23 protein-coding genes and 1 pseudogene are annotated in these 19,977 nt (G+C 75.3%); 13 read left to right on the top strand and 11 right to left on the bottom strand.

Annotated elements, in window-relative coordinates; translation table 11 throughout:
- Window positions 1-35: 35 nt before the first annotated feature.
- The 3 genes from XF36_RS17935 to XF36_RS33405 all read left to right on the top strand — a co-directional run bounded on the left by XF36_RS17935 (window position 36) and on the right by XF36_RS33405 (window position 1,225).
- Window positions 36-218 carry a YegP family protein gene (locus XF36_RS17935; RefSeq protein WP_020622520.1) on the top strand — a complete coding sequence of 61 codons (183 nt, stop codon included), beginning with the start codon at window positions 36-38 and terminating at the stop codon, window positions 216-218.
- A 227-nt stretch (window positions 219-445) separates the two neighbouring features.
- On the top strand, window positions 446-772 hold the full coding sequence (locus XF36_RS33395) for a sigma factor (protein ID WP_060712865.1): 327 nt from the start codon (window positions 446-448) through the stop codon (window positions 770-772).
- Between the two features lie 183 nt (window positions 773-955).
- A complete protein-coding gene (locus XF36_RS33405) occupies window positions 956-1,225 on the top strand; it encodes a sigma-70 family RNA polymerase sigma factor (RefSeq protein ID WP_060712866.1) in 270 nt (89 codons plus the stop codon).
- Between the two features lie 45 nt (window positions 1,226-1,270).
- Here the strand turns inward: XF36_RS33405 and XF36_RS35265 are convergent.
- Window positions 1,271-2,106 (bottom strand): annotated as a pseudogene (locus XF36_RS35265) (SDR family oxidoreductase).
- Window positions 2,107-2,114: 8 nt separating this feature from the next.
- Here XF36_RS35265 and XF36_RS17955 point away from each other — a divergent pair.
- Window positions 2,115-2,627 carry a winged helix-turn-helix transcriptional regulator gene (locus XF36_RS17955; RefSeq protein ID WP_060712867.1) on the top strand — a complete coding sequence of 171 codons (513 nt, stop codon included), beginning with the start codon at window positions 2,115-2,117 and terminating at the stop codon, window positions 2,625-2,627.
- Window positions 2,624-3,145, top strand: coding sequence for a PaaI family thioesterase (locus XF36_RS17960; RefSeq protein WP_060712868.1), 522 nt, complete (start codon window positions 2,624-2,626; stop codon window positions 3,143-3,145). The genes XF36_RS17955 and XF36_RS17960 overlap by 4 nt, the downstream gene beginning before the upstream one ends.
- A 116-nt stretch (window positions 3,146-3,261) precedes the next feature.
- Here the strand turns inward: XF36_RS17960 and XF36_RS17965 are convergent, their stop codons facing one another.
- The 5 genes from XF36_RS17965 to XF36_RS17985 all read right to left on the bottom strand — a co-directional run bounded on the left by XF36_RS17965 (window position 3,262) and on the right by XF36_RS17985 (window position 6,997).
- The gene (locus XF36_RS17965; RefSeq protein ID WP_145981410.1) at window positions 3,262-3,822 is read right to left on the bottom strand and encodes a hypothetical protein; all 561 of its coding nucleotides are present in this window, start codon (window positions 3,820-3,822) and stop codon (window positions 3,262-3,264) included.
- 183 nt (window positions 3,823-4,005) lie between these two features.
- Window positions 4,006-4,350, bottom strand: a complete 345-nt coding sequence (locus XF36_RS17970; RefSeq protein ID WP_060712870.1) for a nitrile hydratase accessory protein — start codon at window positions 4,348-4,350, stop codon at window positions 4,006-4,008.
- Entirely contained in the window at window positions 4,347-4,934 is a 588-nt protein-coding gene (nthA, locus tag XF36_RS17975; RefSeq protein ID WP_060712871.1) for a nitrile hydratase subunit alpha, read from the bottom strand. Before nthA ends, XF36_RS17970 begins: the two co-directional genes overlap by 4 nt.
- On the bottom strand, window positions 4,931-5,662 hold the full coding sequence (locus XF36_RS17980) for an SH3-like domain-containing protein (RefSeq protein WP_060712872.1): 732 nt from the start codon (window positions 5,660-5,662) through the stop codon (window positions 4,931-4,933). The genes nthA and XF36_RS17980 overlap by 4 nt, the downstream gene beginning before the upstream one ends.
- Window positions 5,663-6,997: an MSMEG_0569 family flavin-dependent oxidoreductase gene (locus XF36_RS17985; protein WP_193393977.1), complete on the bottom strand. Its 1,335-nt coding sequence runs from the start codon at window positions 6,995-6,997 to the stop codon at window positions 5,663-5,665. It abuts the gene before it with no gap.
- Window positions 6,998-7,287: 290 nt separating this feature from the next.
- Between XF36_RS17985 and XF36_RS17990 the strand changes: the two genes are divergently transcribed.
- The 8 genes from XF36_RS17990 to XF36_RS18025 all read left to right on the top strand — a co-directional run bounded on the left by XF36_RS17990 (window position 7,288) and on the right by XF36_RS18025 (window position 15,112).
- A complete protein-coding gene (locus tag XF36_RS17990) occupies window positions 7,288-7,806 on the top strand; it encodes an MSMEG_0572/Sll0783 family nitrogen starvation response protein (RefSeq protein WP_060712873.1) in 519 nt (172 codons plus the stop codon).
- Window positions 7,807-8,006: 200 nt separating this feature from the next.
- On the top strand, window positions 8,007-9,197 hold the full coding sequence (locus tag XF36_RS17995; RefSeq protein ID WP_082375862.1) for an MSMEG_0568 family radical SAM protein: 1,191 nt from the start codon (window positions 8,007-8,009) through the stop codon (window positions 9,195-9,197).
- 2 nt (window positions 9,198-9,199) lie between these two features.
- Window positions 9,200-10,726: an MSMEG_0567/sll0787 family protein gene (locus tag XF36_RS18000; RefSeq protein ID WP_082375863.1), complete on the top strand. Its 1,527-nt coding sequence runs from the start codon at window positions 9,200-9,202 to the stop codon at window positions 10,724-10,726.
- Window positions 10,723-11,589, top strand: a complete 867-nt coding sequence (locus XF36_RS18005; protein WP_020623658.1) for a carbon-nitrogen hydrolase family protein — start codon at window positions 10,723-10,725, stop codon at window positions 11,587-11,589. The genes XF36_RS18000 and XF36_RS18005 overlap by 4 nt, the downstream gene beginning before the upstream one ends.
- 1 nt (window position 11,590) lies before the next feature.
- Window positions 11,591-12,424, top strand: a complete 834-nt coding sequence (locus XF36_RS18010; protein WP_060714796.1) for a carbon-nitrogen hydrolase family protein — start codon at window positions 11,591-11,593, stop codon at window positions 12,422-12,424.
- Window positions 12,425-12,427: 3 nt separating this feature from the next.
- Complete coding sequence (locus XF36_RS18015) at window positions 12,428-13,528, top strand: MSMEG_0565 family glycosyltransferase (protein ID WP_060712874.1); 1,101 nt, start codon at window positions 12,428-12,430, stop codon at window positions 13,526-13,528.
- A gap of 70 nt (window positions 13,529-13,598) precedes the next feature.
- Window positions 13,599-13,781, top strand: a complete 183-nt coding sequence (locus tag XF36_RS18020) for a hypothetical protein (RefSeq protein WP_060712875.1) — start codon at window positions 13,599-13,601, stop codon at window positions 13,779-13,781.
- Between the two features lie 425 nt (window positions 13,782-14,206).
- Window positions 14,207-15,112 carry a hypothetical protein gene (locus tag XF36_RS18025; protein ID WP_060714797.1) on the top strand — a complete coding sequence of 302 codons (906 nt, stop codon included), beginning with the start codon at window positions 14,207-14,209 and terminating at the stop codon, window positions 15,110-15,112.
- A 99-nt stretch (window positions 15,113-15,211) separates the two neighbouring features.
- Here the strand turns inward: XF36_RS18025 and XF36_RS18030 are convergent, their stop codons facing one another.
- The 5 genes from XF36_RS18030 to XF36_RS18050 all read right to left on the bottom strand — a co-directional run bounded on the left by XF36_RS18030 (window position 15,212) and on the right by XF36_RS18050 (window position 19,950).
- On the bottom strand, window positions 15,212-16,426 hold the full coding sequence (locus tag XF36_RS18030; protein WP_060712876.1) for a PucR family transcriptional regulator: 1,215 nt from the start codon (window positions 16,424-16,426) through the stop codon (window positions 15,212-15,214).
- A gap of 71 nt (window positions 16,427-16,497) precedes the next feature.
- Window positions 16,498-16,689, bottom strand: coding sequence for a ferredoxin (locus tag XF36_RS18035; protein WP_060712877.1), 192 nt, complete (start codon window positions 16,687-16,689; stop codon window positions 16,498-16,500).
- Window positions 16,689-18,107 carry a fatty acid desaturase gene (locus tag XF36_RS18040; protein ID WP_060712878.1) on the bottom strand — a complete coding sequence of 473 codons (1,419 nt, stop codon included), beginning with the start codon at window positions 18,105-18,107 and terminating at the stop codon, window positions 16,689-16,691. Before XF36_RS18040 ends, XF36_RS18035 begins: the two co-directional genes overlap by 1 nt.
- 131 nt (window positions 18,108-18,238) lie before the next feature.
- On the bottom strand, window positions 18,239-19,012 hold the full coding sequence (locus XF36_RS18045) for an ABC transporter permease (RefSeq protein ID WP_060712879.1): 774 nt from the start codon (window positions 19,010-19,012) through the stop codon (window positions 18,239-18,241).
- Window positions 19,009-19,950, bottom strand: a complete 942-nt coding sequence (locus XF36_RS18050; protein WP_060714798.1) for an ABC transporter ATP-binding protein — start codon at window positions 19,948-19,950, stop codon at window positions 19,009-19,011. The genes XF36_RS18045 and XF36_RS18050 overlap by 4 nt, the downstream gene beginning before the upstream one ends.
- Between the last annotated feature and the right edge of the window lie 27 nt (window positions 19,951-19,977).

Genomic DNA, 19,977 nt, shown 5'->3' on the forward strand with positions numbered 1-19,977 from the left:
CAACCGCGGGTACCGGTCGAGACGAGGAGGTCCCTGTGGCAGGCAAGTTCGAGGTGTACGAGGACCGGGGCGGAAAGTTCCGGTTCCGGCTCAAGGCGAGCAACGGGCAGGTCGTCGCGGTCGGCGAGGCCTACGAGACGAAGGCGGCGGCGCACAAGGGCTGCGAGGCGGTGCAGCGCGCCGCGGAGGGCGCCACCGTCGCCGAGGTCGACGCCTGACCGACCACCGACTCCCGGAGACGAGCGCACCCCTCGTCGGACGCGCCGCGCCCGACGAGGGGTGCGGTCACCGCGTTGCCCGGCAGCGGCTCCGACGGGTCGTGGGGGCCGCGGCCCGGAGTTACGGTGATCGTCCGGCTCCGATACGTACCGTGTCCGGGAAGCCGACCCGAGATCCGTTCAACACGCAGCGGACCTCGCACTGCCATCGGCGATTGCGAGGGACCATGCACAGTCCCACACTTCCCACCCGGCCCGCGGAGCGCACCCGCGACGGCCGCCGCGGCTACGACGACCTCATCCCCGACCTGCACCAGCTGGCGGCCACCCCGGACGGTGCGCCCGGCAGGGCGGCGTTGCGCGACCACGTCATCACCGAGTTCCGTCCCCTGGTGCGCAACCCGTCCCGGCGCGTCGCCGCTTCCGGCCGGGGCGCCGAGGACATCGAGCGGGCCGGCATGCTCGGCCTGGTCAAGGCGGTCGACCGGTACGACCCGGGGTCGGCGACCGGGGCCCGCTGGGCTACCTGGTGCCGAGCATCCGCGGCGAGATGAGGCGTCACCTGCGCGACCACTCGTGGTCGGTGCGGGTGCCGCGCGACCTCAAGGAGCTGGCCGTCGGGGTCGGCCGGATCGCCGACGAGATGGGCCAGCGCCTCGGGCGCCCGCCGCGGCCGTCGGAGATCGCCGAGGAGGCCGGCGTGTCGGTCGACGAGGTCGTCGACGCGCTCGGGCGCGTTGGAGTCGCACCACGCCAGGTCCCTCGACGCCCCCGTCGGCGACGGCGACGGCCACGGTCAGACCCTGCCGCTCGTCGAGCGGTTGGGCGGAGAGGACCCGGCGCTGGCCGAGCTGCCCGAGCGCGAGCGCCGCATCCTGGTGCTGCGCTTCTACGGCGACCGGACCCAGTCCCAGATCGCCGCCGACCCGGGCATCTCCCAGATGCACGTGTCCCGGCTGCTGTCCCGCACGCTGTCGCGGCTGTGTGAGCGGCTCGCCGGCGACTGACCCGTGCTGGCCTCCCCGGCGCGACCTCCCCGGGACCTCCCGGTGTCAGCCGGGCAGGGTCTCGCCACCGACCGGGGCGAGCACCTCCCCGGTGTAGTACGAGGACAGCCGCGGCGCGGCGAAGAACACGTGGGACGGGGCGATCTCGTCCGCGGACGCGGGCCGCCCCATCGGGGTCTGCTCCCCGAAGCCCTCGACCTTCTCCTCCGGCATGGTCGCCGGGATCAGCGGGGTCCACACCGGACCGGGGGCGACGCAGTTGACCCGGATGCCGCGCGGGGTCAGCGACCGGGCGAGCGAGTACGTCAGCGACTGCACCGCGCCCGTGGTGGCGGAGTAGTCGATGAGGCTCTGTTGCCGCGCAACCCGTTGATCGAGCCGGTGTTGACGATCGCCCCGCCGTCGGGCAGGTGCGCGAGGGCCGCCTTGGTCACACGGAAGTAGCTGTGGATGTTCACCTCGAAGGTGCGCAGCCAGGCGTCGTCGTCGATGTCGGTGAGATCGTCGACGGGTTCCCGGGTGGCGATGTTGTTGACCACGGTGGCCAGGCGGCCGAGCTCGTCGACGGTGCGGCGCACGACCTCGACGCAGTGCCCGGCGTCGCCGAGGTCGCCGGGCAGGATCAGGCAGCGGCGGCCCTCGTCGCGAACGAGCCGCGCGGTGTGCTCGGCGTCGGCGTCCTCGTCGAGATGGGCCAGGGCGACGTCGGCGCCCTCGGCACGACAGTGCTGCCTGCGCTTGGCGAAGACGACGCAGACGGCTCGTGCGGTGTCCCTTCCCGCCTTCCCGCTGTGGGCGCGGTCAATCGCGCACGAGGGACCGGCATCTGTCGCCGTCCTCCCCGCCGGGCTACCCTGCCTGGGTAGCTCAGCGATACCCAGGAGGCGGGATGGACGCACGGACGGCGGCGGCGTCCCAGGTGTGCTCGGTGGCCCGCACCGCGGCGCTGCTGGCCGACCCCTGGACGGTGCTGCTGGTGCGCGACGTCGGCCGCGGGATCACCCGCTTCGACCAGCTGGCGCGCGGCCTGGGTGTCGCGCGCACCGTGCTGAGCCGGCGCCTGTCCGAGCTGGTCGACGACGGCGTCGTCGAACGGGTGGACTACCGCGAACCCGGGGCGCGGACCCGCGCCGAGTACCACCTGACCCGCCGCGGCCGCGATCTGGGCGTCGTCCTGGCCGCACTCATGGACTTCGGCGACCGGCACCTCGCCGGCGACGCCGGACCTCCCGTGGTCCGCGTGCACACCGGCTGCGGCGCCCCGGTGCGCCTGGTGAGCGTGTGCGGTGCCGGACACCGTCTGGGCCGTACCGACGAGATCCACCTCGAACCGGGGCCCGGAGCCCCCGACACCGACACCGACACCGACACCGACACCGACACCGACCAGGAGCCACGATGACCTCCGCAGCAGGGCCCGCCACCGGGCCGGCCGCCACGCGCCGCCGCGAGCACGAGTGGACCGACCCGATGGCGCTCGCCGCCGCCGCGTCCGGCCTGGACGGACTGGAGTACCTGCGCCGGATCGTCGACGGCCGTCTCCCCGGCGCACCCGTCGCGAGCCTCGTCGGGTTCCGCGCCGTCTCCGCCGAGCACGGGCGCGTCGCGTTCGCCTTCGAACCCGGCGAGCACCAGTACAACCCGATCGGCTCGGTGCACGGCGGGGTGTACGCCACGCTGCTCGACTCCGCCTGTGGGTGCGCGGTGCACTCCACGCTCCCCGCCGCCGGCTACACCAGCCTGGACCTGTCGGTGCGCTTCCTGCGCCGGATCACCGTCGAGACGGGCACCGTGACGTGCACCGGCCACGTCGTGCAGGCCGGGCGCCGCACCGCGCTGGCCCGGGCCGAGCTGACCGACGCCGAGGGCAGACTGCTGGGCGAGGCCACGTCGAGCTGCCTGATCCTGCCCGAGGGCTGAGCTGATCCTGCCCGAGGGCTGAGCTGATCCTGCCCGAGGGCTGAGCTGATCCCGCCCGCGGGCCGAGCTGATCCCGCCCGGGGCCCGGGCTGATCGTGCCCGGGGGCGAGCCCGGCTCAGCGCGGGACGATCGGGCCCTGGGTCGGCGCGACGCCGGAGCGTTCGGCGCGCTGCGCGGCCTCCACACAGGTCGCGGCGCGGACCGCGCCCGCCGCGTCCGGGCCGGTGGCGTAGAGCGCGGGCCCCGGGAGCTCGGGGGTGAGGGCGCGCGCGTCGTCGGTGACGGCGGCGAAGCCCTGCCTCCCCCACACCCACACGGCGCGGTCCCCGGCGCCGCGCACCGTGCCGGTGATCGGCGCCGAGACGAACGTGAGGTCCCCGTCGATCGCGGTGAACCGGGCCGCGCCGGGCACCGCACCGGCCGGGAGCGCACCGGAGAGGGCGTCGAGGAGGGTCCCCTGCGCGGGGGTGCACGAGCGCAGCGCGGCGGCCGGGTCGTCGACGGCGAGCCGGGCGAACTCGGTGGCAGGGTCGATCTCGCGGGACGCGCGCGCCTCCCCCGGTGCGACGAGCGCCCCGACACCGACGACGACGGCGGCCAGCACGCCGGCACCCACCAGCAGGACGCCCGCGCACCAGGCGACGGTCCGCAGGACCATCGGCCGCGATCCGCTCATGACCACAATCTATCCGCGCACCGGGACATCGGCCCCGCGAAACATGATCGGTTACCGAGCGGTGACACCGGCCGGGTCGGTCACCGCCCCGATCGGGTCGGCGCAGTTCCCTTCCCCATTCGCGCGGGGTAATGCGCGGAATGCGACCACCGAACCATTCTGTGACGATCGGTGCACGTTCTCCTACCGAGCGTGGTCGGTGTGGTCGTGGTCGGCGTCGTCGTGCCCGGCCGGGCGGGCGGCGAGGTCGGCGGCGCGGGTGAGCACCTCCGCCCCGTCGAGACGGCCGGCGGCGACGAGCGCGTCCTCGCAGGCGGCGAGCCAGCAGCCGTAGTAGGGGGCGGCGGGATCGGCGGCGATCCGCGCGACCAGCCGGTCTCGGAACCCGTCCCAGGTGAACACCTCCGCCTCGGCGAGCGCGACGGCCAGCCCGAACGCGCGTCCTTCCCAGGGCGCGGCGAACACCAGCTCCCCGTTGCTGCGAGGCGGGGCCGCGGGACCCGTGGTGTCGAGCACCGGCCCGCTCACGACGGCCCGGCCACGTCGGCCACCCCGACCATCGCGTCCCGCCCGACCAGCCCGGCGAGCTGCTCGACGGTCAACCCGTCGGTGCCGGCGGGTCGGCGCGGCAGCACCAGGTAGCGGACCTCGGCCGAGGAGTCCCACACCTCGATCCGGCGCTCCGGGGGCACGTCGAGCCCCATCTCGGCGAGCACGGTGCGCGGCTCGCGCACGACCCGGGCCCGGTAGGCGGGGTCCTTGTACCAGCTCGGGGGCAGGCCGAGGACCGGCCACGGATAGCAGGAGCACAGCGTGCAGACCACGACGTGGTGCACCTGGTCGGTCTGCTCCAGCACCACCATGTGCTCGCCCTGCGGCCCGCTGAACCCGAGCGCGGCGATCGCCGCCGTCCCGTCGCGCAGCAGCCATTCCCGGTACTCCGGGTCGGTCCAGGCGCGGGCGACGACCGTCGCCCCGTTCAGGGGGCCGACGTCGCGTTCGTAGGTGCGCACGAACCCGTCGACGACGGCCGGGTCCACCATCCCCCGTTCGACCAGCAGCTCCTCCAGCGCCGCGGTGCGCAGCGCCGGACCGGGATCGTCGTCGGTCATCGTGGCTCCAGGTAGGACTCGAACAGGTCGGCGTGCACGATCACGTCCGGGTCCGCGCCGGGGCCCCACACGTCGGGGGCGGCGAAGGCCACGGTGTACACGTGCTCGGGGTGCTCCCCGGCGAACACCGCGTGGGTGTCGGGCAGCACGTGCGCGGGCCGGACCGCGGTCACGGCACCGGGCGCTCCGCGCAGGTAGCGGGGCAGCTTGCTCGGTCCCCGCCCGACCGGACCCGCCGACGGCGCGGGCGGCGCGACGTCCGGGGGCTCGCGGCGGGCGCGGACCGGGTCGCCGGGGGCGAGGCGCGGCGCGGCGTCGACGGTGCGCAGCGACCCGGGCGCGGTGGGTGCGTAGTCGGGCTTCGCCAGGTGCGGGTCGGCCGGCTCGGGGACGTCCTCGCCGCGGGTGCGCCGGGCACGGGCCTCCACCGCGCCGGGCGCCAGCACGCCCGAGTCGACCAGCATCAGCTCGGCGGCGTGCAGCCAGCGGCCGTAGTAGCCGTCGTCGAGGTAGCGGGTGCGGTCCAACCGGGACAGCGCGTGCCGGAACGCGTCCAGGTTGCGTCCGGAGATCCGGCCCATGGTCAGCGCGGTCAGTGCGAACGCCCGCCCCTCCCATGCTCGGGCGAACGGCGGCTCGGGCTCGACGTCGCCCGGGGCGACGACCCGGCCCCAGCCCGTCGTCCCGCCCAGGTCGGCCGGGTCGTCGGGGTCGACGGCCCCGTCCACTCAGGACCCCAGGGCCAGGACGTTGCAGACGTCGCCGCGGCCGCCGGTCGAGGTCAGGCCGCGCTGGGAGCGGATCCGCTCGGCGAGGAACGCCGCGTCGGCGCCCACCCCGGAGAACCGCCCGGACCCCCCGGTCCACTGCCAGGGCAGACCGAGGAAGAAGAGCCCCGGGACGCTCGTCACGCCGCGGCTGTGCACCGGCGAGCCGCGGCCGGTGAACACACCGAGGTCGACCCAGGAGAAGTCCTGCCGGAACCCGATGCACCAGACCACCGAGGTGATCCCGGTGTCGGCCAGCGCCAGCTCGGTGACCTCGCGTTCCGGGCGCCACACCGGGGTGTAGCGCTCCTCGACCGGGGCGTCGATCCCCTTGTCGGCGATCCAGCCGTCGATGGTGTCCTTGATGGACTCGCTGACCTCGTCGGCGTGGTCCAGGGAGGACTCCAGGTCGGGGGCGAAGGTGAGCCGTCCCGCGGCGTGGTCGGTGAGCGCGCCGTAGAGCCGCATGCCCTCGGTGGCGAAGCGGCGCAGGTCGATGTCACGACCGCCGTCGCGGCCGGTCACGTAGTGGTTGGCCTGCGCGCGCACGGCCTCGCGACGCGGGTGCCGGGTGACCGGCATCCGGTAGTAGCCCATCTCGTCGAGCCAGTCGGTGACGTCGCGGCCCCGGTAGAAGCGGGCCACCCGCGGCGCGTGCCCGACGACGAGGTGCACCGTCCGCCCCGCCAGGTGCAGGTCCTCGGCGATCTGGGCGCCGGACTGCCCGGACCCGACCACCAGCACCTCCCCCGGCGGCAGCTGCCCGGGGTTGCGGTAGTCCTGGGACCCGATCTGTGTGATGCCGGGCGGCAGCGGCTCGGACAGCGGCGGGGTGAGCGGCGTGTGGTACCCGCCGGTGACGACGACGACCTGGTCCGCGGTGCACGTCCCGGCGGAGGTCTCGACGACGAAGGTCCCCCGCTCGTCCTGGTGCACACGTCTCACCTCGACGCCCTCGATCAGCGGCGGGTCGACGAACGCCCGGTAGACCTCCAGGTAGTCGACGATCTCGCTGCGGACCATGAACCCGTGCGGGTCCGGCCCGGCGTAGGGGAAGTCCGGCAGGTCGCACTGCCAGTTCGGCGTGACCAGGCTGAACGTGTCCCAGCGGTGCCGCTTCCAGGACGAGGCGACGACGTCGCGTTCGAGCACGAGGTGGTCGATGCCGCGCACGTCCAGGCACCGGCTCATCGACAGACCCGCCTGCCCCCCGCCGACGACGACGACCGTCCGGTGCTCGCCGTCCAGCTCGGCGGGCGGGGGACGCCGGTCCTCGCGTCGGATCATCGCGGTCATGGGGCCTCCTCGTGGGTGGTCGGGGAACGGACCCACGGTCGACCCGTCGCATTACCGAATCGTGTCGTTCGGACGACGGCAGCATTGCCCCGTGTTACGCAACACGACGGTCACACAGGGCTGATCCGGAGTTGTTGTCGTAGTCCGCTCTCAACGTTCCGGCAACAGAACACTGGTCTCGTAGTGATCGCCGGAAACGGTGGGACCCGATTCCATCGCATTCTCCCTCTCCGGCGCTCCCACGCACACGTTTCCCGGCGTGGATCCGTCACACCACGAGGAGCATCCCCATGACCAGCGCCGAGCTGTCCGACGTCGAGAAGAAGAGCCTCGAGGAGATCCCGCACCCCTCGCTGCCCGAGGGTTCGAGCATCTACGGCGGGACGAAGGTCTTCCCGGACCTGCAGGCCGAGGACGGCGAGACCTACTTCACCCTGGTGCACGGCATCGCCCACGAGTCCTCGGTCAGCTTCGTGGCCGTGCTGCAGGCGACCCGTGCCCTGCGCAAGGGCTTCGAGTCGGCCATGTACTTCTACGGCCCCGGCTCGCTGAACTGCCTGGCCACCCGCGGCTTCCCGACCACCGGCACGTCCGCGTTCCCCGGCGAGCACAACATCAACGACCAGCTCAAGACGTTCATGAGCGAGGGCGGCAAGGTCTACTGCTGCCGCTTCGGGCTGTCGCTGCACGGTGCCCGCGAGGAGGACCTGATCGAGGGCGTCATCCCGACGCACCCGCTCGACGTCCAGGACGCCCTCATCTACTACGCCCGCAAGGGCGCGATCATCAACTCGACCTACCAGCTCTGAGGAGACGGCGGGACGCCGTCGCGTACCGGATCCCGCACCGAGATGCAGCACAGGGCGCCCCGTCGCCCGCCACGCCCGCCGTGGGCTGCGTCTCGGTGCGGCCGGGCGCACCGGTCGCACCGCCGCACCCGGCCCGTCGCACCCGGCCCGTCGCACCCGGCCCGTCGCACCCGGCCGTCGCATCCACGGAGGTCCGCCGCATGTCCGCACCGTCCCGTACCGAGCCCGGTCTGCGGGCCCGCGCCGAGCTCGCCGTCCGCGGCGTGGGGCTCGACCCCGACACCGGCACCGACACCGGCTCCGGCTCCGGCGCTGACACCGGCACCCGGCCGGACCGACCCTCCGGCGTGACCGACCTCGGCTCGGTCATCCCGCTGCGCCGCCCCGGCGGGGCGGGACCGTCCGCGGACGGGCACGTGCTCGTCGACGGGCTGGCGACCACGGTCCCGATCGTCGCCGACTCCCCGTACCGGCTGCGGGACGGACGGCTGCTGCGCCGCGAGCCCGGCGGGGGCGTGACCGACATGGGCGTCGCCGTCGACACCGTCGCCCGGCCGGCGTTCTACGACCTCACCACCGCCGACGGCGTGTCCTACGAGAAGATCGCCCGCCTGCACGGCAACGACGTGCTCGCCTCGACGGTGGTGCAGACCTGCGTGCGCTACGGCGAGGCCGACCGCTGCCGGTTCTGCGCGATCGAGCAGTCCCTGGCCTCCGGCGCGACGACGGCGGTGAAGACCCCCGACCAGCTCGCCGAGGTCGCCGAGGCCGCGGTCCGCCTGGACGGGGTGCGTCAGATGGTGCTGACCACCGGCACCTCGAACGGCCGCGACCGCGGAGCCCGGCACCTGCTGCGCTGCGTGCGCGCGATCCGCGAGCGCGTCGCCGCCCTGCCGATCCAGGTCCAGTGCGAGCCGCCCGCCCCCGACGACCTCGGCGTTGTCGCCGAGCTGGCCGCCGCGGGCGCCGACGCGATCGGCATCCACGTCGAGTCCCTCGACGACGACGTCCGCCGCCGCTGGATGCCCGGCAAGGCCACGGTCCCGCTGTCCCAGTACTGGGCGGCCTGGAACGAGGCCGTGCGTGTGTTCGGCCCGAACTCGGTGTCGACCTACCTGATCGTCGGTCTCGGTGAGGACCCGGACGAGCTCGTCACCGGCGCCGCGGAGCTGGTCGCGGCCGGGGTGTATCCGTTCGTCGTCCCCTACCGGCCGCTGCCCGGCACCCTCGCGTTCGCCGACGGGGTGCCCGCACCCGACCCGGACCTGCTCGCCGACGTCACCGAGCGGGTCGCCGCGGTGCTCCGCGCCGCCGGGATGCGCGGCGCCGACCAGGCCGCGGGCTGTGCGGCATGCGGGGCGTGCAGCGCCCTGTCGGCGGCGGGGGGCTGAGCATGAGCACCACCGACCCGCGCCCCCGCTTCGTGACCGGGACACCCCGGCACCTGACCCCGGCACCGCGCTGGATCGCCGACGAGCTGCTCGGCGGCCGCCCGACCGGTGCGGGCGACCCGCCCGCGATCACGATCCGTGAGGTCCGCGCCGACGATGCACGCGACCCCGGCGTCGCCGCGTACCGGGCGCTGCGCCGCGCGGTGTTCTGCGTCGAACAGGGCCTGTTCCCCGACCGGCCCACCGCCGACCTCGACGACCACGACGCCGACGGCCGGGTCGTCGTCCTGCTCGCCCACGACGCCGACGGGACCCTGCTCGGCGGGGTGCGCCTCGGCCCGACCCGGGCGGCCCACCCCGACATCGGGTGGTGGACCGGCAGCAGGCTGGTGGTGGCCCCCGCCGCGCGCCGTCGCGCCGGAGTCCGCGTCGGCGCCGCGCTGGTCCGCGCCGCGTGCGCGCGCGCCGAGGCCGCGGGTGCCCTGCGCTTCGACGCCGACGTGCAGGCCGCGGGCGCGGTCCTGTTCGAGCGGCTCGGCTGGACCCGGGTGCGCGACAGCGTGGTTGCCGGGGCCCCGCACGTCACGATGCGGTGGCCGGTGACCCGCGTCCAGGATCTCGTCGTCGCGACCAAGGCCCCGCTGGGGGCGCTGCTCGGCGGGCTCGGACCGGCCGGGTTCGTCGGCGACGACGGCGCCCCCGTCCCGGGCAGCGACCTGATCGCCTGCTGCGACGCGATCGTGCCCGCCATGGTCGAGCGCGACCCGGAGTGGGCGGGCTGGGCCGGGGTGCTGGTCAACGTCAACGACCTCGCGGCGATGGGCGCCGCCCCCGTCGGGCTGCTCGACGCCGTCGGCGCCCGGGACGCCTCCTTCGCCCACCGCGTGCTCAGCGGTGTGCGCGACGCGGCCGCCGCCTACGGCGTCCCGCTGCTCGGCGGGCACACCCAGCTCGACGTGCCCGCGTCGCTGTCGCTGACCGCGCTCGGGCGCACCGACCGGCCCGTCCCCGCCGGTGGCGGGCGTGCCGGGCACCGGGTGCGGCTCACCACCGACCTCGGCGGCGGCTGGCGACCCGGCTACGCCGGACGCCAGTGGGACTCGACCACGTCGCGCACCCGCGCCGAGCTCGCCGCGGCCGTCGGCGCCATCGGCCCGGACGCACCGCACCGCCCGGCGGCCGCGAAGGACGTGTCGATGGCCGGGCTCGCCGGGACCCTCGGCATGCTCGCCGAGGCCTCCGGGGTCGGCGCCGTGCTCGATGTCGCCGCCGTCCCCCGCCCCGACGGTGCCACCGCGGGCGACTGGTTCACCTGCTTCCCCGGGTTCGGTCTGCTCACCGCGGACGACCCCGGCGCCCCCGCCCCCGACGCCGGTCCCGCGGTCTCCGCCGAGTGCGGTGAGCTCGTCCCCGGTGCCGGGGTCCGGCTGCGCTGGCCGGACGGCGAGGAGACCGAGGCCGTCGCCGCGAGCGTCACCGGCATGGGCCGCGCCGGCACCCCCGTCCCCCACCCTGAGGAGACCCGATGACGCCCACGACCTTCGGTGCCGCCGCGCAGGGCTTCGTCCGTGACCTCGACGAGGACTTCGACCGGATCGCCGCCACGATCGCCCGCGCCCGCGCGGCCGGGGTGCAGGTGCTCGCGCTGCCCGAGGCGGCGATGGGCGGCTACCTGTCGTCGCTGCACGACGTGCCCGGCACCCCGGCCGACCGGCCCCCGCAGCTGGACCCGGACGGGCCGGAGATCCGGCGGCTGGCCGCGCTGGCCGGGGACATGGTCGTCGCGGCCGGGTACTGCGAGATCGGGGACGACGCGTCCGGCGGGCTGCCCTACAACTCCTGCGTCGCCGTCACCGGTGACGGGGTGCTCGGCCGGCACCGCAAGGTGCACCAGCCGATCAACGAGAACTCCAGCTACGCCGCCGGTGACCGGTTCGCCGCGTTCGACACGCCGTACGGCCGCACCGGCATGATGATCTGCTACGATAAGGCGTTCCCGGAGGCGGCCCGCGCGCTGGCCGACGACGGCGCCCGGACCGTGCTGTGCCTGTCGGCGTGGCCGGCGTCGCGGACGAACCGGGCCCCGGTGCTCGCCGACGACCGGTGGGCCCGCCGCTTCGACCTGCACGACCGCTCCCGGGCGCTGGAGAACCAGATCGTCTGGGTCTCGGCGAACCAGGCCGGTACCTTCGGCGACATGCAGCTGGTGGCGAGCGCGAAGATCGTCGACCCGGGAGGCGAGGTACTGGCGACGACCGGCAGCGAGGCCGGTCTGGCCGTAGCGACCGTCGACGTCGACCAGTCCGTGGACGCCGCCCGCCGCGTGATGGGGCACCTGCGTGACCGCCGTCCGGCGGCCTACGGACCGGGTCCGGTCCGCGCGGGGGTGTGAGGTGCGTGTCGCCGCGGCGGCCGCGAACTTCACCCGGGACGTCGCGTTCGACCTGGAGCGGATCGGCGTGATCGTCGCGCACGCCCGGGAGCAGGGCGTGAGTGTGCTGGTGCTGCCCGACGGCGCGCTCGGTGGCTATGTGCACGACCTGCGCAGCCCCGACCCGGCCGACGACGCGGTGCTGCCGCCCGAGCTCGACCCGGACGGCCCCGAGGTGCGCGCGGTCGCCGCGCTCGCCAGGGAGATGGTGGTGTGCGTCGGGTTCTGCGAGGCCGGACCCGGGCCGGGGGTCCGCTGGAACTCCGCGGTCTGCCTGACCGGCGACGGCGTGCTCGGCAGGCACCGGAAGGTGCACCAGCCCGCGGGTGTGGCCGGGCTGTTCGCCGCCGGGGACGGGTTCACCGCGTTCGACACCCCCGCCGGCCGGATGGGGATGCTCATCGACCACGACAAGACCTTCCCCGAGTCGGCCCGCTCCCTGGCGCTCGACGGCGCGCAGCTGCTGGCCTGCCTGTCGGCCTGGCCGACCTCGCTGACCAACCGGGCGCCCCGGATGGCGCAGGACCGCCAGGCCCGACTGTTCGACCTGTACGACCAGACCCGCGCCGCGGAGAACCAGGTGCTGCTGCTCTCGGCGAACCAGAGCGGGCGCAACGGCTCGCTGCACTTCCTGGGCCGGGCGAAGGTCGTCGGGCCGGGCGGGGACATCCTGGCCCGCACCTGGTCCAAGGGCGGGCTCGCCGTCGCCGACGTCGAACCCGCCGAGATGATCGGCTCCGCCCGCGCGGTGCTGTACCACCTCAAGGAACGCCGACCCGACCTCTACCGGGGCTGAGCGGTGCGGATCCGGCTGTCCACCTACTCCACCAAGCCGCGCGGCGGGGTCGTGCACACCCTCGCGCTGGCCGAGGCGCTCGCCGCCGCCGGGCACGACGTCGCGGTGTTCTCACTGGCCCGGGGCGGGGACACCGGCTTCTTCCGGGCCGTGGACCCCCGCGTCGCGGTGCACCTGGTCGAGGTGCCCGAGGCCGACGGCGAGACCGTCGGCGCCCGCATCCTCCGCTCGATCGACCTCCTGGCCGCCGGGTTGGCCGAGGCCCCGCCCGTGGACGTGCGGCACGCCCAGGACTGCCTGTCCGCCAACGCCGAGGGCCGCGCGCACGGCTACGGCTCGCTGCTGCGCACCGTGCACCACCTCGACGAGTTCAGCACCCCCGAGCTGGCCGCCTGCCACGAACGCGCCCTGGTCGGACCGGCGGCGCTGGTGTGCGTCTCCCGGGCCGTCGCCGCCGAGGTGCGCGCCGGCTGGGGCCGGGAGGCGACCGTGATCGGCAACGGCGTCGACGCCGCCCGCTTCGCCAGGGCCGCCGACATCGGCGCCGGCTCGCCGTGGCGGGACCGGTTCGGTCGCTACGTGCTCTCGGTCGGCGGGATCGAACCGCGCAAGGGCACCGCCGATCTGGTCGAGGCGATGGCGCTGCTCGGCCCGGGGACCCGCCTGGTGATCGGCGGCGGCGAGACGCTGTTCGACTACCGCGACTACCGGTCCCGGGTGCTCGCCCGGGCCGAGGAGCTGGGCGTCGTCCCGGAGATCCTCGGCCCCGTCGACGACGACGCGCTCCCCGGTCTCATGGGCGGCGCGGCGGCGTTCGCGTTCCCGTCGGCCAAGGAGGGATTCGGCCTGGCCGCGATGGAGGCACTGGCGGCCGGGGTCCCGCTGGTGACCCGGGACCTGCCGGTGCTGCGCGAGGTCTTCGGCGACGCGGCGCGGTTCGCCCACGACCCTGCCGGGTTCGCCGCGGCACTCACCGACGCGCTGGCCGCCCCCGACCCGCGGCGCGCGACCGCCGGGCGGGCACTGGCCGCCGCACACACCTGGTCGGCGGCGGCGGAGCGGCACGCGGACCTCTACCGCGCCCGCCTCGCCGCCGTGGGGTGACGGAGGACACACCGACTGCGCTAGCTAGCCTGGGGCCGACCACACGACGTCGACGTCCGGGGGTACGCCGATGCCTGCTCACGAGGCACCCGCTGCGGCCACCGTCGTGCCCCTGTGCCGCGCCGCCCGCCACGGCGACGCCGCCGGGGTCCGCTGCCCGCACTGCGCCCGCCCCACCCGCGACGACCGCGACGCCGTCGTGCTGCAGTTGCCCCGGCTGCGCGGCCACGAGGTGCTCGCCGGCGGGCTCTGACCACCGGTCGCACATCGCTCGCACGCCGCTCGCACGCCGCTCGCACATCGGTCGCGCACCGCTCCGCCCACCCGCTGTGGTCCGCCTGTACCCGCGCTGATCGCCCTGTACCTGCGGTGACCGCCCTGTACCTGCGCTGATCCGCCGCACACGCGGAGATGCCCGTCCACGCGCTGGTCCGCCCGGCGCGCGGTATCCGCCTTGCGCGCGGTGATCCGCCTTGCGCGCGGTGATCCGCCTTGCGCGCGGTGATCCGCCTTGCGCGCGGTGATCCGCTGCGCGCGCGTGTCCGGATGCGCACACCGAGCGGATCAGCGCGTGCACCGAGGATCACCGGGACCGGTGCCCGTCCACAATCCTGGGAATGCTCCACAGGAGGCGAACCCGTCCCGGTGTGGTGGCCGGCTCCGGGCAGGGTCGGGACCGTGGACGAACCGCTGCTGCGCCGCGACCTGCTGAGACTCGGGACGACCGAGGCCGAGATCCGCACCGCCCTGCGCACCGGTCGCTGGACCGGTCTGCGTCCGGGTGTGTACCTGGAGACCGGCGACGAGCGTCTGCGGTTCGCCTCCACACGGCACGCGACCCTGGTGGAGGCGACGTTCCCCACCCTCGCCCCCGGGGCCGTGGTCAGCGGTCCCTCCGCCGCCGTGCGCCACGGCCTGCCGGTCCGGGGCGTCCCCCTGACCACGGTGCACGTCACCCGGGACCGCGCGTCCGGCGGGCGCGGCGGGCCGCGGCTGCGCGTGCACGCCTCACCCCTGGCCGACGGCGAGGTCGTCGACGTCGACGGCATCCCGACGACGTCGGTGGCCCGCACCGTCGTCGACGTGGCCCGCACCGCGCCGTTCGAGACCGCCGTGGCCGTCGCCGACGCGGCGCTGCACCGGCATCTGGTCACGCCCGACCGTCTGCGCGACGCGGTGCTCGCCGCCTGCGGACGCCACGGGATCGGCCGGGCCCGGGCCGTCGTCGCGTTCGCCGACGCCCGCGCGGACGGGCCGGGCGAGTCGCGCAGCCGCGTCCGGATGACGCGCCTGCACGTGGCGACCCCCGTACTGCAGCACCCCGTGCTCGGCGACCGCGGTCACCGGATCGGCGTCGTCGACTTCTGGTGGCCGGACCACGGGGTGGTCGGGGAGTTCGAGGGCCTGGGCGAGTACGGGCGGTCGGTGCGTCCGGGAGAGGGCGCGGCGGACACCGTCGTCCGGGAGAAGCGACGCGAGGACACCCTGCGGGCCCGACCCGAGGTGCGCACGGTCGTGCGCTGGACCTGGGACGACTTGGACGACTTCGCCGCCGTCGCGCACCGTCTCCCCCGGGCAGCATGATCCGCACCCCGCGCGTGCCTCGACGCGCGCGCGGAGCGGATCACCGCGCGGCCAAGGGATCACCGCACGGCCGGCCGGCGGGGCGGCGGCGGGACCCGGTCAGTCGGGCGGGCGCAGGACCGTCGACCCGAGTACGCGGCAGGCCAGCAGCGCCACCTCGACGTCGAGCCGGTCGTCGCCGAGGGGCCGGCCCCGCACCTCCTCGGCGCGGCGCAGCCGGTACTGCACGGTGTTCTTGTGCAGGTGCAGCTCGCCCGCCGCGGCGGCGAGGCTGCCGCCGCCGCGCAGGTAGGCCGCGAGGGTGTCGCGGAGTCGGGCGTGCTGCTCGTCGTCGATCGCGAGGTCGCCGAGGATCTCGGCGACCCGGTCGGCGAGCAGGTCGGTGCCCGCGTCGAGCAGCAGCAGCGGGCCGAGGTCGGCGGCGGTGGTGACCGGGAGCCGGGCCGCGGGGGCGGCGGCGGTGACCACCTCCTGGACCCGGCGGGCCCGGCGGTGCGCGTCGCGGAACCCGTCGAGGCCGCGGCCGGGACCGCCGAGCGCGACCGACACCGGTCCGGGCGGCAGGGTGACCGGGCCGCCCGCGGCCGGGTACCAGGCCCAGGAGGTCACCGCGTCCGGGGCGACGACGAGCGGGGCCCGGGGGCAGCCCAGGGCGGCGCCGAGGTCGGCGACGGTGCGTTCCAGGGCACGGCCGGGATCGGGGGCGTCCGGGTCGGCCCAGAGCACCGCGGCCAGGTGCTCCCCCGCGACCGGGTGCCCGAGCGCCGCCTCGACCTCGGTGACGCTGCCGCCGCGCCCGGCGAGCACGGCGTCGACCATCGCGAGCCGGGCGGCGTCACGGCGGCGGACCCAGCCGTCGCGTTCGGCCTGGTGGACCGCGACCATCTGCTCGGAGACCCGGTCGACGTAGCCGAAGGCGACTGCGGTGAGCGCCCGGACGGCGTCGCCGACCTCGGTGGTCCCCAGCCCGGACCCGGCGATGCGCGCGATGAGCTCCTGTTGGAACACCGACTGGCCCAGCCGGTAGGCCCGCAGGACGACGGTGACCGGGACCCCCTGCTGGGCGAGTCGGCGGGCGAGCTCCCCGGCGACCGGGGGCAGCGGGACCTCGTCCGGCGCGCGGCCGGTCAGCACGACGAGCGCCCCCTCCAGCGATCCCTGCACGGTCGCGACCAGCAGCTCGCGCACGCGGGGGTCGCGGCCGAGCTCGGGCAGCCCGGCGTCGATCTCGACGAGCACCCGCGCACCGAGCGCCTCGACGTCGTCGCGGACCTCGGTGGCGAGGCGGGCGAGCAGGGCGGTCACCGGCGACACGGGACCGACCGTAGCGCGGCGCCCGCCCGGCTCCGGGGATCCGGTGCCGGGCGGGCGCCGTGACCCGGTGCTCAGCTCTCCAGGGCCAGTGCGCGGGCGGGGCAGGCGCGGACGGCGGCGTCCACGTGGGCCCGCTCGGACTCGGGCGGGTGCTCGTCGTGGACGACGACCACGTCGTCCTCCCCCACCTCGAACCAGCCGTCGGCCATGGCCTCGCACATCCCGATGCCCTGGCAGACGTCGAGGTCGGCGACGATGCGCATCAGACCTCCTCGGTGGTGAGGGCGACGAAGTCGACCTTCTCGCGGACCCCGCAGTCCGGGCAGCACCAGTCGTCGGGGATCTGCGACCACGGGGTGCCCGCCGGGAAGCCCTCGGCCTCGTTGCCCGCGGCGACCTCGTAGGTGTGGCCGCAGCCGGGGCAGCGGGCCGCGGTGACGGCGTCGCCCTGGGCCCGGCGGGTGACGTCGGCGGCGGTGTCGGCGACCGGGGCCGGGTCGGCGGGCGGCGGGTACGCGGCGAGGAGCTTGTCACGCTTGCCGGGCTGCAGGTTGGCGAAGCGCAGGTCGCCGTCGTAGTGGGCCACCACCAGCGGGTCCATCAGCCGGCGGAACACCGGCGGGACGGTGGCGGCCAGCATCATCCCGGTGTAGCCGGTCGGCAGGACCGGGGCCTCCGGGAAGTCGCGCAGCGTCTGGAACCGGCGGACCGGGTTCGCGTGGTGGTCGGAGTGGCGCTGCAGGTGGTAGAGCAGCACGTTGGTGGCGATGTTGTTGGAGTTCCAGGAGTGCTCGGGCAGCACGCGCTCGTAGCGGCGGCGGTCCGGCGGGCCGACCTTCTGGCGCAGCATCCCGTAGTGCTCCATGTAGTTCACCAGCTCGAGCAGGGTGAACCCGAAGACGGCCTGGATCAGCAGGTAGGGCAGCACGCCCCAGCCGAACAGCGCGATGATCGCGCCCCACAGCACCACCGACATCAGCCAGGCGTTGAGGACGTCGTTGCCGATCCGGAACGGGTGCCGATCGCGGCGGGCGTAGCGCTTGCGCTCCAGGAGCCAGGCGCTGGTCAGCGAGCCGAGCACGGTACGCGGCCAGAACCGGTAGAAGCTCTCGCCCATCCGGGCCGAGGCCGGGTCGTCCGGGGTGGAGACGCGCACGTGGTGGCCGCGGTTGTGCTCGACGTAGAAGTGACCGTAGAACGCCGGGGCGAGCGCGATCTTCGCTGCCCAGCGCTCCACGTCCTCGCGCTTGTGGCCCAGCTCGTGGGCGGTGTTGATGGCGACGCCGGCGACGGTGCCGAGCGTGACCGCCAAACCGACGTTGCCGACGACCGGCGCCCCCGCGGTGGCGATGTAGAACATGCCCGCGAACAGGCCCGCGTACTGCAGCGGGAGGTAGGCGTAGGTGACCCAGCGGTAGTAGCGGTCCTCCTCCAGCTCCTCCATCACCTCGTCCGGCGGGTTCGTCGGGTCCTTGCCCGCGAACAGGTCGATCGTCGGGACGATGCCGAGCACGACGATCGGACCCAGCCACAGCGCCACCGACCAGCCGGTGGCCAGGTGCAGCCCGATCGCGAGGAACGGCAGGACCGGGACCAGCAGGCCCAGCAGCCAGGCGTAGCGCTTGCCGTCGTGCCAGGTGTGTTCACCGTTCACCGGTTCGGACAGTGCGTAGGTCCGCATCGGGTTCCTCCTCGCGTCGGCTCTGACGGAACGTTGTGAGCAGACGGTAGGGAGATCGGCCCGCGATTCCTCGGTCGTCGGGACCGAAGATCGGCGCCCCGTTCGGTCCCGCGGACCGAACGCGCAGGTCGTCAGCGGTCCCAGCGGAACAACCGGACCGCGCCCACCGCACCGACCAGCACCGCGACGACCAGCCCGACGACGGCTCCGGTGTCCGGTGGGACCCCGCGCCACGCCGTCCCGAGCAGCTCCGACGTCGCGCCGTAGGGCAGGGTCCGGCCGATCTCGGCGAGCGGGCCGGGCAGGCTCCGCGGGTCGCCGAACATGCCGCCGAGCAGCCCGGTGCCGAAGAACAGCATGACCCCGGCCGCGACGGCCGCGTTCGCCGTCGGGGCCAGCGCCGCGACCAGCGCCCCCACCGCGAAGAACGCCGCCGTAGCCAGGACCAGCCCGCCCAGCGCCGCCCACGGCGCGGCGGGCATCCGCGCGCCGAACACCGGCACCGCGACCGCCAGCGCGACGCCGACACCGGCCGCGACCTGCACGACCCCGACCACCGCCTGCGCCACCAGCACCGGCACCGGGCCCGCCGGGGTGACCCCGAGGCGGCGCAGCACCCCGCTGCGCCGGTAGGCCGCCACGAAGCTCGGCACGTTCACCATGCCGACCAGGGCGAGCACCGTGGCGATCGCGATCGGCAGCCCGACGACCTCCACCACCGAGCGGTCGCCGAGGACGTCCGGGGGCAGCTCCGGCGCCGTCGCGCCGACCATCACCAGGATCAGTAGCGGCAGCACCAGCGGGACCACCAGGCCCGCGGTGTCCCGGGCGACCATCCTGAGCTCCGCGGCGACGAGTGCCCGCCACCCGGCGAGCGGCAGCCCGGACCGGACCGGGGCGCTCACGCCGCCACCTCCCCCGCCGTCGCCGGGCGGTCCTCGCGGCCCCGGTGCCCGGTGAGCGCCAGGAACGCCTCGTCGAGGCCGGGGCGCTCGGCACGCAGCCCGGTGGCGACGACGCCCTGCCGGACGAGCTCGGCCCCGACCGGGCCCAGCAGCCCGCCTCCGCCGGTCACGGTGACGTCGTGCCCGACCCGGGACACCTCCGTGACACCGGGCAGGGCGAGCAGCCCGGCCCGGTCGAACCCGGCGTCGGTCCGGAACCGGACGTACTCCCCGAGCCCGGCGGCCGCGACGAGCCCGGCCGGGGTCGCGTCGGCGACGACCCGGCCCGCGTCGAGCAGCAGGACCCGGTCGCAGAGCCGTTCGACCTCGTCCATCCGGTGGCTGACCAGCAGTACCGCGACACCGTCGGCGGCGAGGTCGCGCACCAGGTCGAGCACGGTCTCCCGGGACGCCGGGTCCAGACCGGTGGTCAGCTCGTCGAGGACCACCACCCGGGGTGCCCCGACCAGCGCGAGCGCCACCGACAGGCGCTGGGCCTGGCCGCCGGAGAGCCGGTCGAACCGGGTCCCGGCCTGCGCGGACAGCCCGACCGCCTCGAGCAGCTCCGCCGGCTCCCGCCCGGTGCGGTGCAGGGACCGGTGCAGGTGCACCAGCTCGGTGGCCGTGAGCATGTCGTGCAGGGCGGCCTCCTGCAGCTGCACCCCCAGGACCGCGCGGACGGCACGCCGGTCCCGGCGCGGGTCCAGCCCGAGCACCCGCACCGTGCCGGAGTCGGGGGCGCGCAGCCCCGCGACGCACTCGACGGTCGTCGTCTTGCCGGCTCCGTTGGGTCCGAGCAGCCCGACGACCGACCCCTCGGGCACCGACAGGTCGACCCCGTCGGCGGCCACCGTGTCGCCGTAGCGCTTGTGCAGCCGGTGCACCTCGATCGCATCCATGCCGTCCACGGTGGCGGCCGGACCGGC

This window comes from Pseudonocardia sp. HH130629-09, from assembly GCF_001294645.1.
In the GTDB taxonomy this organism is placed as follows: domain Bacteria; phylum Actinomycetota; class Actinomycetes; order Mycobacteriales; family Pseudonocardiaceae; genus Pseudonocardia.